Genomic DNA, 13378 nt, shown 5'->3' on the forward strand with positions numbered 1-13378 from the left:
CATACGCGCATCAGGATCTGCCCTTCGAGATGCTGGTGGCCAGGCTCGCCCCGGAACGCCATCTGAGCCAGGCCCCGCTCTTCCAGGTGATGTTTAATCTGCTCAATATCGATGGACGCTTACCTGACGATAAAACGGAATTGCCTGACGCCGAACTCGCTGCCGAAGCTGATTTTGACTCCGGTGAGGAGTCAGCAAAATTCGACCTCACCCTCTATGCCATCGAATATGACCGGACCATCCAGCTCCACGCGGTCTATGCACGAGATCTTTTTGAGCGCGACACCGTGGGATACATGCTTGGCCACCTCACCAATCTCCTGCAAGCGATCGTTGCCGACCCTGACGTGCCGCTCGCGCGACTGCGGCTCACCCGTCAGTTACCTTCGGGAAGCAACACGGTCGCGCCCATGCGTCCATTTATAAAATTTTCCGGGCAAGCGATCGAACAGTCGATAGGAAGCCGTTTTCGCGAGCAGGCAGAGCGTTATCGCGATAGCATCGCCGTCCACACAAAAAATGAGCAGTTGACTTATACACAACTGGAAAAACTTTCCAATCGGATTGCCAACGCGCTCCTCGCCCTGCGCGGCACCGGCGAGGAGCGGATCGCTCTGTATTTTCACCACGGCTGGCAGATGATCGCCGCCATGCTGGGCGTGCTGAAAGCAGGCAAAACATACGTTCCGCTCGATCCTGCTCATCCTGTCTCCCGGGTTGAGAGGCTTATAGCCGATTCCACAGCCACCGCCGTCCTGACCGATATCGATGAATTTTCCACGGAACAGGCACAGGTGATTTCTTTTGTCGAGAACGAGCGCTTCGATGTCAATCCGCCGCCACCCGTCCCGCCTGATACAGTCGCCTATATTCTCTACACCTCGGGATCCACAGGAGAGCCGAAAGGCGTCGTGCAGACTCACCGCAATGTCCTCGCGCAGGTTCGGAACTACAGCAACAACCTGCATTTATGCGCAGAGGACCGGCTCACTTTTGTCGCTTCGTACGGCGTTGACGCGGCTGTTCAGGATATATTCGGCACCCTGCTTAACGGTGCAGCAGTTTATCCGATGTCCGTGCGGGATCATGGGATCGAGGCGCTCATCGACTGCCTGATAGAGCAAGAGATTACGGTTTTTCATTCTGCCCCGACTATATTTCGCCATCTTGTCCATGCACTAACGGGAATGGAGCGTCTGGAAAAAATCCGCCTCGTTGTCCTCGGCGGTGAGGCTGTTTACCGGCGCGACGTTGATTCTTTTCGGGCGCACTTTCCCCGGGATTGCCTGCTGGTCAATGGTTACGGGCTCACGGAGTCGACGATGGCACTGCAATGCTTCATAGATAGTAAATCAACGGTTGTACGCGACGCCGTACCCGTCGGTTACCCGGTTAATGACATCGAGGTTCTGTTGCTGGATGATGCCGGACAACCTGCAGATGTCTACTGCACGGGAGAAATCGTGCTGCATGGTTCCTTCATCGCCATGGGTTACTGGCGGCAGGGCAGTATTGCAGCATTCCCGTCGGATGACGGAGGGCGGCGGCTTTACCGCACGGGTGATCTTGGACGCAGACTTCCGGATGGCAGCATTGAGTTCATCGGGCGACGGGATTTCCAGGTGAAGATTCGCGGCTACCGCATAGAACCGAGCGAGATTGAAAACCACCTCCTTGAGTTTCCTGAAACAAAACAAGCAGTGGTTATCGCGCAAGAATATGCTGGCGAACGGCGGCTGGTCGCCTACATCTCGATGGGCTCGGCGGATTCGCCAGACTCGGCGGACTCGGGCCACCCGCCAGCCGACGACGACTTGCGCCGGCATCTCGCCCATCGGTTGCCGGATTATATGGTGCCGTCAGTGTTCGTTCTACTCGAAAAGCTGCCCATTACACCCAGCGGTAAGATCAATCGGCTGGCGCTGCCGGTGCCAGAAATGCGGGACGAAAGCTTTGTTTCACCCCGCGTCCCTGCTGAGGCAAAGCTTGTGGCGATTTGGCAGCAGATGCTGGGAGTCAGACACATCGGTATTCATGACAATTTCTTCACCCTCGGCGGACACTCTCTCCTGGCGACTCAAGTAATATCCCGGTTACGCGATGAGTTCGGCGTAGAAGTCCCGCTGCAACAGATTTTTGAGACCCCGACTATCGCCGATCTGGCGTCTGTGGTAATGGCAGCACAGGTGGCGAACACGCTTTTGCCAAAGATCGAACCATTGCCGCGCTGGCGCCATCGCGCAAAAATTTCCGCGCTGGGGGAGCTGGTGTTTTCGAGTGAGCTGAAGGCGCTGCTGGGCCGCTTTGCCGCCAATGATATGATTGAAACGCACGTTGAGGAGAGAGCGCAATGAACGCGATACAGCAAAGGGAAAACCCGGAAATCAAACTTATCGAAAGTGATAACGGCGAAGTCACGCTCTACATCGACGATGGCCAGGCAATGCAAGGGTGGGAAAAGGCATTGATGTGGGAATCTGCCGATATCCTGTGTGAATACGGCTCGGAGTTCCTCGAAGTGGGCCTGGGACTGGGCATTTCGGCGTTGCGTATTGCCGGCAACCCGGCCACGCGCCGCCATATCGTCGTTGAAAAATTTCCACATGTCATTGAGCTTTTTCACGAACGCAATCCATCCCCGCCGCCAGCGCTGGAGATCGCTCCAGCAGATTTTTTTGAATATGTCCACGGAATCGAACCGGAGAGCCTCGACGGCATCTTTTTCGATCCCTACCTCGTCCCCGTCACGCTATGGGACGATGAGGCGCTATGGGCGAAAGTAATGCCAGCAGTGACACGCTCGTTGCGGCGAGGAGGTGTTTTCATCCCTTGCTTCTCCACGCGTCCAGTACTTCGTTGGCAGTTCGTCCACCACTTCGATCGCATCATTGTCGAGCGCCGATCCTATTCTTCGTACGCAACCACGGATTATGTTGCAAGAGATACCGGTGATGCCTATATCCAATGTTTCGTCCGGACGCGCTGACGTTCAGTCTGACGCGGCATTAGGGCCTACGTCAGAGCTATACGCCGTAATGCCGTGCCGCGGCCGTATTCACGCAACTCGACTATTTTAGAAGCGCCGTTAACGGCGAGGCAGCCCAGCACATCGCGGCCGGGTTCAAAAAGCACGAGCCGCCACGAGGCCGATGCAGCGCCATCCTCGGAATCGTAAAAAAGCTTGGGTTCTATCCCCTCTATTCCCTCGATTCCTTCTTTTCTTTTTCCAAGTGTTATTTCAAAGCTGTCCAAAGACTTGGAAAGCCCTCGGCCAAGAGCTTTGATGTAAGCCTCCTTGCAGATCCAGAAAGTGAAAAATACAGTATTCCTCTCCTCAGGGTCCGCCGCATGCAGCCACCCTTGCTCACCAGCAGTAAAATATGAGGAAATTGAGGCAAGCCCAACAGAATCGCGGATGACTTCAACGTCTACCCCGACCTCGGTTCCATGCGTGATTGCGTGGACGATGCAATCGCCAGAATGCGTCACATTGAACTGAACAGAACTGGGGGGGTACTGCAGAAACGGTTTACCGTAGTGGTTCTGCTTGAATCGGATGAGAGCGGGGTCAGAACCCGTGTATTGTGCCAGGAGGCAGCGAAGGGAAGCACGACCTAGGACGAATCGGACCCGATCGCGCTCAAAACGGAACCGATGTGTCCGATAACGCTCTTCCTCATCGAGAATCGATAGACAGTGGTCAAGTGAAATATGCGTAGGGGGAACCGTCATATACCAGAGGTGGACCACGCCCTCAGGTAATTCAATAGGTAATTCAAAGGGTAATCCAAGGGTGATGTCTGAATTTACGAATTCATGCATTACCTGACTCCCACAGTGAAGAAGTTAGAGAAAGGTTCAGCCACCCGTCGAGATAGACCAAAACGATCACTGCTTCCTCGACAGTAATATCAACAGCATGGGGACACCCAGCAATGCTGTCAGGACACCCACCGGTAATTGCTGAGGCGCCCATAACGTCCGGGCCAGGGTATCGGCCAAGGTCAGGAAACTGCCTCCCAGCAGCACCGACAATGGCAGAAGCCAGCGAAAATCGTGGACGCCCAGCAAGCGGACAACATGCGGCACAATCAGCCCGACAAAACCAATGGCGCCTGCCAGTATCAGCGCCGCCACCGTCGCCAATGACGCGCAAAAGTATATCCCGAGCTGCAACGGCAGCACCGCCACACCCAGCGTTTTTGCCTTTATCTGGCCCAGGCTGAGAACGTTGAGACTACTGGAAAAGAGCATGCTCATGGCCATCACAACAATTAATACCGCCCACGCGGGCAGCAACTCTTCGGCACGGGAAACGTCGCCCATCAGCCAGAACAGCATGCCTTTTACATCGCCGGCAGGCGCCAGGGTCAGGATCAAAGTAATCAGCGCGGTGCAACCGGCAGATAACACCACGCCTGTCAGAAGCAACCGGTATAGATTCCAGTCGCCCGCGCGAAAACTCAAGCCGAACACGAGGGCGACCACAGCCAACGCGCCTGCCAGCGATGTCAGATTAACCCACACGATGCCCCACCCCAGCAGCATTGCGAGGAGCGCGCCCACCGCTGCCCCGCCGGAGACGCCGAGAATATAAGGATCGGCCAGCGGATTGCGTAATAAAACCTGCAAAAGAGCCCCAGCCAGGGCCAATAGGCCACCACAAGCAAATGCGGCCAATACACGCGGGACGCGAAGCTGCCAGACAATCTGATGAACGCTGCTGTCCGCAGAAAACAGCAGCGCCTGGACGATCTCTGAAAAAGGAACGCTCACGCTGCCAAACAGTAACCCCGTAAACAGGCTGCCAAAGCCAAGCAGAAAAAAGAGCACCAGCAGGACTGGGCGATGTTTCGTGAAAATCACATCAATAGAGGACAATCAAAATCTCAGGATTTCGCTGCCCGGCTATATCCTGAATCCGGCAGCTGGACACGCCCAAGTGAGCGGCGTTCGGGCTTTCCGCCACGCGCGACGCGCCGCAGAGCCGCTCCCCCGTCAAAAGGAGAAACAATGGGAGCAACAACGCCGAGCGGGCCGAGCGATGTGCAATCGGACCTGTAGCGAAATCATCAAGAGGGTAAAAGGTGCAAATCTGATTTCTTCAATAACCGCGATACCTGCCGGCTAATCCCGAGCGATCACCTGCCGGATTTAGGATGACGTACCTGTACAGCGACGCAACGTTATCGCAGACTGATGACGGGCCAGGCTTTTTTTTCCGCGTAACCCTTGAGTGTGGCGTCAGGGTCCACGGCCACGGGATGGGTTACCTTGTTGAGCAACGGAATATCGTTCAGTGAATCGCTATAAAACCAGCTTTCCAGAAAAGACAGCCAGGTGAGGTTGTGCTCGTCCAGCCAGCTTTCCAACCGGGCTATCTTGCCTTCTCTGAAGCAAGGAACACCCAAAACCTTACCTGTGAATTCCCCGTCTTCTTGTTCCGGTTCAGTGGCGATCAGGTGGTTTATTCCTAATGCGCGCGCGATAGGGCCGGTGACAAAACTGTTGGTTGCCGTGATGATGACGCACAGATCGCGGCCGAGCATATGTCTTTTAATCAACTCCCGCGCGCCCGGCGTTATCAGTTGCGCTATCCTGTTCTTCATGAATTCGCTGTGCCAGGCATCAAGCTGGTTGCGAGGATGGCGCGACAGTGGCTTCAACTGAAAATCCAGGAACTCGTGTATATCCAGCGTGCCCGCCTTGTACTGCTCATAGAATTCCATATTGCGCGCCTCGTACACCTCACGGTCGAGTACGCGCTTCTCGATCAGGAATTGAGCCCACTCAAAGTCGCTGTCGCCAGCCAGGAGAGTATTGTCGAGGTCAAACAGGGCCAGATTCATGACACGGCCTGAAATAATTCACGCACCAGCGGGATGGTGACCTTACGCTGGTTAGCTAAAGAAAAACTGTCGAGAGCGTCAAGCGTGGCCATCAACGACGGCAGATCACGCCTCCCATGCCGCAGCAAATAGTCACACACCTCCTGCGGCAGATCGAGTCCGCGGCCCAAAGCATGGCATTTCATGGCTTTTATTTTTTCCTCGTCGCTCAATTCATGAACCTGATAAACCAACCCCCATCCCAGGCGCGTGATGAGATCATCACGCAACCTCAGTTGCGCCGGAGCGGCCGGACCGCTTACCAGAAGAAGCGCATGGCCCTCGTCACGGATGTGATTATAAAGATTAAATAAGCTGATTTGTGCTTTGGCATTGAGACGATCCACGTCATCCACCGTTACGCAATGGGGCTCACTGCTGGCAATAAATTCAGTCTCCGGTGCACAGGAGAAATAGGCCACATTCATTTTGCGGCGCATGCATATCCCCGCTATGGCCTGTAGCAAGTGAGTTCTGCCGCATCCCGCTCCGCCCCATAAATAAATAAAACGCTCCCGTTCCAATCCCGCAACGACATTGCTCAGGGTCTGCAGCAGTTCAATGTTGCGCCCTGGGACGAAGTTAGCCAGCGTAGGTGGCGGCGAAGGGGCGATATCCAGCAGCAGCTGTTTCATGATGAAAGAAAAGATCTAGAGGTTGTCGCCCATGTGCCATGTGTAGATGTACCACATGACGTAAATATAACGCTCAAACGAATCACCTGGATATACGGTCTAGGTTCGGAATCAGTTGCTTCACGGCTGAGCAATGTTCACGCGTCATTTGCGGTAAAATCGACTTTTTTGAAAAGCGACACTCTATCCGCAACAAGACGAGAACTCAACTTGACTTCATCCAAAAAGGGAAATTCTGAACCTGTTCCACTTTCCTACCGCGCAGCGGGAGTAGATATCGATGCGGGCGATCGCCTGGTAGAAACTATCAAGCCCTACGCGAAACGTACCATGCGTCCGGAAGTGCTCGCGGGCATCGGCGGCTTCGGGGCGCTATTCGAGATTTCCAAGAGTTACCGAAATCCTGTACTCGTATCGGGCACCGATGGCGTGGGTACCAAGTTGAAACTTGCCTTCCAGTCCGGCAAACACGACCGTATTGGCATTGATCTGGTGGCAATGAGCGTCAACGACGTCCTGGTTCAAGGAGCGGAACCACTATTCTTTCTGGACTATTTTGCCTGCGGCAGGCTGGACGTCGATACTGCCAGCCGGGTAATCAAAGGTATTGCGGCGGGTTGCGAACAGGCGGGTTGTGCTTTGATCGGCGGGGAAACAGCGGAAATGCCGGGCATGTATCCCGAAGGAGAATACGATCTTGCAGGCTTCGCCGTGGGGGTAGTGGAAAAGGACCGCATCATTACCGGCGCGGCCATCCGTGAAGGTGATGCGATACTGGGCCTTGCCTCCAGCGGCGCGCATTCGAATGGTTATTCACTGATCCGCAAGATTATCGAAAAAAATAATATCGACTTGTCGGCCGACTTCAATGGCGAAACGTTGATAGACGTGATTATGGCGCCAACCCGGATTTACGTAAAACCACTGCTTGAACTGATGCTGCACTTGCCGGTGAAGGGCATGGCACACATCACGGGAGGCGGATTGGTGGAAAATATTCCGCGCGTTCTGCCAGATGGCATTTGCGCGATACTGAAAAAAGACACGTGGGATATGCCTCCGCTTTTTCGATGGCTGCAACAGCAGGGCAGTGTGACCGATAGTGAAATGTACCGCGTATTCAATTGCGGAATTGGCATGGTAGTGATCGTCGCGCCGGAATTTGCCGATACTGCTTTAAGATTATTGCGAATCGCCGGGGAAACGGTATGGCACATCGGCACGATTCGGCCACGCCATGCGAATTCAGCGCAAACTGTCATTGAATGATAGGCAGCATACCAGCCCCCTCTGTGGCCAGCCGCTGATACAGTGAAGTCTCTTGTTATCCTCATCTCCGGCCGCGGCAGCAATATGCAGGCGTTGATCGAGGCGAAACTTCCCGCAAGGATAAGCGCGGTCATCAGCAATAGGCCCAGTGCACCAGGCCTGGAAATCGCGAAAACGCATGGGATTGAAACCGGAGTAGTGGATCGACGGTCTTACCCGGATCGTGAAGCGTTCGATACCGCGCTGGCAAGGACAATCGACGCTTATGAGCCAGACCTGATCGCGCTCGCCGGTTTCATGCACATTCTGGAAGATGGTTTTGTTAAACGCTATCAGGGCAGGTTGATGAACGTTCACCCTTCACTGTTGCCTGCTTTTCCCGGTCTCAACTCGCACAGGCAAGCCTTGAAAGAAGGGGTCAAAATACACGGCTGTACCGTGCATTTTGTCACCCCGCAAACCGATCGGGGCCCAATAGTGCTCCAGGCAGCGGTCCCGGTCCTGCCCTGCGACACCGAGGAAACCCTCGCGGCCCGTGTCTTGCAACAGGAACATCGAATATATCCTGAAGCCGTGCGCTGGTTCATGGAGGGCAGGCTTAAGCTCTCCGATAACGGTGTTGACGTGAGCCATGTCGCTGATCCCGCGGTGAGTGGCTCAGTTTTATATTCGCCAGGATTATGATAAGGAACAGATGATGAAAAAATTGCGTATAGTCTTCTTGGGATTAAGCTTGTCCGCTTTTTCCGCTGCTTTTTCCGCTCTGCCCGCCTTTGGCGCCGGAATTCCGCCCCGCGTGGATATCAGTTATTCGATTACGTCGGGAACCTTGGAAGGCGAAGTGAATGATACACTCGAAATCAAGCAGGAAAATGGCGCGCGCAGCTACAGTATTTCCAGCGAGGGCCGCGCCAAGGGCCTGCTGGCGCTGACGCAACCGGACAACGTCATGCGCGACAGCGAGGGGACGATCACAGCAAAAGGGGTCCTCCGTCCTGCGCGCTTTTCGGATCAGCATGGCAAAAAGTTGCCCAAGGTCGCCATATTTGACTGGAATAAGAAGTCACTGACCCTTCAGTATAAAGGCAGGGAGGAACAAAGATCCTTGCCCACCGACGCTCAGGATAAGCTGAGTCTGCCTTACAGCTTTATTTTCTCTTCCGTTCCAGGCAAGGTCGTACACCTGCATGAAACCGACGGCAAGCGTCTCGAGTTGGTACGTTACGCAGTGAGTAAGGAAACGCTGGATACGCCGATGGGTAAACTGGAAACCATCGTTCTGACAAAGCAGTTGAACAAGAGTGTGGATGAAGACGGCGCGCGCGACAAAAAGATATGGCTTGCGGTCGAACATCATATGCTGCCGGTGCGCATCGTTGCGCATGAAAAAATGGGCATTGTGACGGACCAGATGGTTACAAAAATAAGCTATGGGGAACAGGCCGACAGCCTGAAACAGGGACGGCTGCAATAATCGCAAGGGTCAGCAACAAGGCAGAATCCGGATAAACGTCTCTTTCCGTACGTTTTGACGATTTTTGTCGTGCGTGTGGCCCGGCTTCCGCTGCTGTACTGTTCCGCTCCACTTTTTCCGATATTAACATTTCGATGCGTCTCACTCCTGCTCATCTGGATATGGCTACCGCAGCCCTGCGCGCCGTGCTTCCGCTGGAATTTCCCGCTGACGCGATACTCAGGAATTTTTTTCGCGCAAATCCAAAGCTGGGTGCGAATGACCGTGCATTTATTGCCGAAACCGTGTTTGGCATTCTGCGTCACCGGTTCTTTGTCGAGAATGCAGTTCATAGCGCTACGCCGCGAGCCATGCTGCTCGCCTATCTCGTCAAGTTTCAAGGTCTGAATTTGCGGGAGCTGACACCGATCGTTAGTGAAACCGAAGCAAAATCCTTGGCAGGTATCAAGGCAATGTCTGCGGCATCGCAGCTGCTTGCAATCCAGGCTGAATTTCCCGGGTGGCTGATGGAAAAGCTGAGTGGTTTCATGGCAGAAACCGAAATTCTCGCTCTGGGACGCTCGCTGCAACAACCGGCACCCCTGGATCTGCGTGTAAATACACTGTTGGCGAATCGCAATGATGTACTTGCGTTGCTTCGAAAGGATGGGATTGACGGAAGCCCTACCTTGTATTCGCCCATTGGTATTCGACTCTCCGACAAGCCGGCGATCAACCGGCATGAGCTGTTCGTCGGCGGCAAAGTGGAAGTGCAGGATGAAGGGAGCCAATTGCTGGGCTATCTGCTCGCTCCAAAGCGGCGCGACATGGTAGTCGATTTCTGCGCCGGGGCAGGCGGCAAGGCATTGATGCTGGGTGCAATGATGCATTCACAGGGTCGAATCTATGCATTCGATAATTCTGAAAGCCGGCTGAATAATCTGAAGCCACGCCTCAAGCGCTCCGGCTTATCCAATTTGTTTCCGCAGCTTATCGGAAATGAAAACGACATTAAGATAAAACGTCTGGCCGCAAAGATCGATCGGGTACTGGTGGATGCGCCTTGCAGCGGCTTGGGCACACTACGCCGTAATCCGGATTTGAAATGGCGGCAATCACCACGCAGCGTCGACGAACTCAAGCGCAAGCAGGCAGCAATCCTGTCCTCCGCAAGCCATTTGCTCAAGCCCGGCGGCAGACTCGTTTATGCGACCTGCAGTTTTCTACCGGAAGAGAATCAGGAAATTGTCGAGTATTTTCTGGCCACTCATCCCCAGTTTATACTGCTGAATTGCTCCGAACTGCTGGCACAGCAGAAAATTCCGCTCGACACGGGCGTATTCCTGCAGCTGTCACCCCATCTGCATGGCACGGATGGTTTTTTTGCCGCCGCACTGGAATTGAAAAAATAATCTGCTGCGGATTTTCTTCATCGTCATGGTGGCCTTCAAATGATTTTAACAATCTCGAACCCACAAGAAGGACGTGAGCAAGTCATCTGCTTAGGCAAACCGAGCGACCGAGCAGGGTGGAGCAATGCCTTCCACAGGAAGGTGCAACCTGAGAGTGAGCGGTTTTGAAGTGATGAGTTTCAGGGAACACGGTCGTGGGCATCCCCTCCGCTGCCCGATCCCGGCTTCGCCAGTTCCCTCGTACTACGCTCCCAGGCGTCGACTGCCCGGTCCGGGCTTCGTGGACCGCTCGGACAATGCTTTGGCCGCCACCATTGCGCTCCTTGGCATCGCAGGCCAAACTATGACCCGTCGTACTCCGATTCCATTGTGAGCGTCATCGTTTCAGCTGCATAACTCGGTTATAAATTAAGCCTCGGTAAACTTCGGTGGAGGAGGCTGGTTTCAGGGATTCCTTGATGCAATCCAATAACGAATTCCACAGCCTGCTACGCAACCTGATATCCAACGCGCAGGAAATAGTTGTTCTGTGGCAGATTGCGGTGCTACTCGCGAGTCTGGGGATCGCATGGCTGTTGAAGCGGCAATTGGAAAAGCGGATGGCCTCGCGGGTAGGTCCAGGCCTTACACTGGATGTACTGAACATCAGTGCTCGCAGCATGAGCCGGCTCATGTTTCCGCTTTTCGCGCTTGCGCTGGTCGTTGCGGGCAAATGGGCGCTAAGCCACTGGTATCCGACCCATCTTCTCAACGTCGCCATCCCCCTGTTATTTGCCCTCGCACTCATCCGGGTCACCGTTTACGCCCTTCGCAGAGTTTTCTCCAGCCAGGAATGGCTGCATCCCTGGGAGCGGTTTATCGGTTGGGCCGTGTGGCTCGGGCTGGCACTTTATATTACAGGTTTGCTGCCTGAAATCCTGACGCTCCTTGACGATATTTCCTTCCACATCGGTAAGCATCGACTTTCCGTATTGTTGATCATTCAGGGATTCCTTGCGTTCACGGCAAGCATGCTGCTGGCGCTCTGGCTCGCCAGTTCGCTCGAAACACGCATCATGGAGGCCACGGCGCTGGATATCAACCAGCGAGTGATCCTGTCGAAAATCAGCCGCACCATTCTTATTCTTATAGGCGTGCTGATTGCCTTGCCCATGGTAGGTGTAGATGTCACTGTCCTATCGGTGTTCGGGGGGGCGCTGGGCGTCGGGCTCGGATTGGGACTGCAAAAAATCGCGAGTAACTATATCAGCGGATTCATCATTCTGCTGGATCGCTCGCTGCATATCGGCGATGTGGTAGCGGTCGACAATCGCAAAGGTGAAGTGACGTCGCTCACCACGCGATATGTGGTGCTCAAGAGCGACGATGGCACCGAAGCCCTTATTCCCAATGATACCTTCATTACCTCGGCAGTTATCAGCCAGACTTACTCGAACCGGCGGATGCGCCTGATTCTGCCATTCCAGGTCAGCTACACAAGCCCCGTTGAGACTGCCATGAACATCATGCTGGACGCTGCAAAAAAAAGGCCCCAGATATTGACCGACCCGGAGCCGGTCGTATTTCTCAAGGAATTTGTCGACAACGGGATCAACCTGGAACTGTTCATATGGGTGGAAGACCCAGAGGGAGGGATATTGCGGCTGCGCTCGAATCTCAATCTCGAAATCTGGTCCGAGTTTCAAAAAAATGGTATCGAGATCCCATTCCCGCAGCGTGAAGTGCGGCTACTGCGGCCGGTAAAACAGGAATGCACGAAGGAAATCAATAAGGCACCGGATTGATTTAAGAAACCTATGGGCGCGCTGATCTTTTATACGGCCATTTATTTTATCGGTTATTATGCCGCGCACTTACTCAACCACGTGACCGGCCGCATCGTGATTCAGAACCGTCGGCTCGCGGGCCTCGTCCTCGTCCTCACAGTCAGCCTTTTTCATGGCTACAAGATAACCACCACTCCGCCTCCTCATGATCACGGCGACGGGGCGGGTTATGCACTTGGCTTATACGTTCTCCTGCCCGTCACTATAATCATCATAGCCGTCTTGTATCTCATGTGGCAGGAAAAGCAGGATGAGGATGCGCCTTAGCCTTGGTTGAAGTCCGGCGTGCTCATACGGTCTTTTTCTGTATGAACTCGATCTTGTAGCCATCGGGATCTTCAATGAATGCAATCACGGTGGCGCCATGTTTCATCGGCCCTGCTTCTCGAGTAACCTTGCCGCCGCGCTTTTTCACTTCCTCGCAAGCCTGGTAAGCATTGTCCACTTCGATCGCTATATGCCCATAGCCCGCGCCCAGGTCATATTTTTTGGTATCCCAATTATGGGTCAGTTCCAGTACCGCGCCATCGGCTTCATCCTGATAACCGACAAACGCCAAAGTAAATTTCCCCTCGGGGTAATCCTTGCGGCGCAGCAGCTTCATCCCCACGACGTCGGTGTAAAAAGCAATCGATTTCTCCAGGTCGCCGACGCGCAGCATGGTATGGAGGATGCGCATTTGTTTAAATCTCCACCATCTCAAAATCTTCCTTGCGTGCCGCGCATTCCGGACAAGTCCAATTCATCGGCACATCTTCCCACCGCGTCCCGGGAGGAATACCTTCCGCTGGCGACCCTTCGGCTTCGTCGTAAATGAAGCCACAAATGAGGCACATATAGCAACGGTAAACGCGAGTTTCGGTGGTAGGCATGATGAGCGAGCGTAATCTAGGTT

Annotated in this window: 14 protein-coding genes; 8 read left to right on the forward strand and 6 right to left on the reverse strand. The window is 54.1% G+C overall.

The genetic code is table 11. The annotated features are described in order from the left end of the window. Both BMX00_RS12950 and BMX00_RS12955 read left to right on the forward strand, forming a co-directional pair. Positions 1-2354: non-ribosomal peptide synthetase (locus tag BMX00_RS12950; protein ID WP_143053112.1), on the forward strand; the 2354-nt coding region annotated here is incomplete at its 5' end. After that, positions 2351-2986: a class I SAM-dependent methyltransferase gene (locus tag BMX00_RS12955; protein WP_090829443.1), complete on the forward strand. Its 636-nt coding sequence runs from the start codon at positions 2351-2353 to the stop codon at positions 2984-2986. The genes BMX00_RS12950 and BMX00_RS12955, both read left to right, overlap by 4 nt. 26 nt (positions 2987-3012) lie before the next feature. Here BMX00_RS12955 and BMX00_RS12960 read toward each other — a convergent pair whose 3' ends face one another. The 4 genes from BMX00_RS12960 to hda form a co-directional block, all read right to left on the reverse strand. After that, positions 3013-3822 (reverse strand): 4'-phosphopantetheinyl transferase family protein, encoded by an 810-nt coding sequence (locus BMX00_RS12960; protein ID WP_090829444.1) that lies wholly within the window; start codon positions 3820-3822, stop codon positions 3013-3015. Positions 3823-3888: 66 nt separating this feature from the next. Beyond that, on the reverse strand, positions 3889-4881 hold the full coding sequence (locus BMX00_RS12965; protein ID WP_245728069.1) for a FecCD family ABC transporter permease: 993 nt from the start codon (positions 4879-4881) through the stop codon (positions 3889-3891). Positions 4882-5186: 305 nt separating this feature from the next. Next, positions 5187-5849: a histidinol-phosphatase gene (locus tag BMX00_RS12970; protein ID WP_090829445.1), complete on the reverse strand. Its 663-nt coding sequence runs from the start codon at positions 5847-5849 to the stop codon at positions 5187-5189. Beyond that, the gene (gene hda / locus BMX00_RS12975) at positions 5846-6523 is read right to left on the reverse strand and encodes a DnaA regulatory inactivator Hda (RefSeq protein WP_090829446.1); all 678 of its coding nucleotides are present in this window, start codon (positions 6521-6523) and stop codon (positions 5846-5848) included. The genes BMX00_RS12970 and hda overlap by 4 nt, the downstream gene beginning before the upstream one ends. A gap of 210 nt (positions 6524-6733) precedes the next feature. Between hda and purM the strand changes: the two genes are divergently transcribed. The 6 genes from purM (at position 6734) to BMX00_RS13005 (ending at position 12750) form a co-directional block, all read left to right on the forward strand. After that, positions 6734-7792 (forward strand): phosphoribosylformylglycinamidine cyclo-ligase, encoded by a 1059-nt coding sequence (gene purM / locus BMX00_RS12980; protein ID WP_090829447.1) that lies wholly within the window; start codon positions 6734-6736, stop codon positions 7790-7792. Between the two features lie 42 nt (positions 7793-7834). Further along, positions 7835-8476: a phosphoribosylglycinamide formyltransferase gene (purN, locus tag BMX00_RS12985; RefSeq protein ID WP_090829448.1), complete on the forward strand. Its 642-nt coding sequence runs from the start codon at positions 7835-7837 to the stop codon at positions 8474-8476. Positions 8477-8489: 13 nt separating this feature from the next. Next, positions 8490-9266, forward strand: coding sequence for a DUF3108 domain-containing protein (locus tag BMX00_RS12990; protein WP_245728071.1), 777 nt, complete (start codon positions 8490-8492; stop codon positions 9264-9266). A 134-nt stretch (positions 9267-9400) separates the two neighbouring features. Beyond that, entirely contained in the window at positions 9401-10657 is a 1257-nt protein-coding gene (locus BMX00_RS12995) for an RsmB/NOP family class I SAM-dependent RNA methyltransferase (RefSeq protein ID WP_090829449.1), read from the forward strand. A gap of 458 nt (positions 10658-11115) precedes the next feature. Next, the gene (locus tag BMX00_RS13000) at positions 11116-12441 is read left to right on the forward strand and encodes a mechanosensitive ion channel family protein (RefSeq protein WP_090829450.1); all 1326 of its coding nucleotides are present in this window, start codon (positions 11116-11118) and stop codon (positions 12439-12441) included. A gap of 12 nt (positions 12442-12453) precedes the next feature. After that, positions 12454-12750 (forward strand): hypothetical protein, encoded by a 297-nt coding sequence (locus BMX00_RS13005; protein WP_090829451.1) that lies wholly within the window; start codon positions 12454-12456, stop codon positions 12748-12750. Positions 12751-12772: 22 nt separating this feature from the next. Here the strand turns inward: BMX00_RS13005 and gloA are convergent, their stop codons facing one another. Further along, a complete protein-coding gene (gene gloA, locus BMX00_RS13010; RefSeq protein WP_090829452.1) occupies positions 12773-13162 on the reverse strand; it encodes a lactoylglutathione lyase in 390 nt (129 codons plus the stop codon). 4 nt (positions 13163-13166) lie between these two features. Further along, positions 13167-13355 (reverse strand): rubredoxin, encoded by a 189-nt coding sequence (locus BMX00_RS13015; protein WP_090829453.1) that lies wholly within the window; start codon positions 13353-13355, stop codon positions 13167-13169. Between the last annotated feature and the right edge of the window lie 23 nt (positions 13356-13378).

It is taken from the genome of Nitrosovibrio tenuis, assembly GCF_900109785.1.
Lineage (GTDB): Bacteria > Pseudomonadota > Gammaproteobacteria > Burkholderiales > Nitrosomonadaceae > Nitrosospira > Nitrosospira tenuis_A.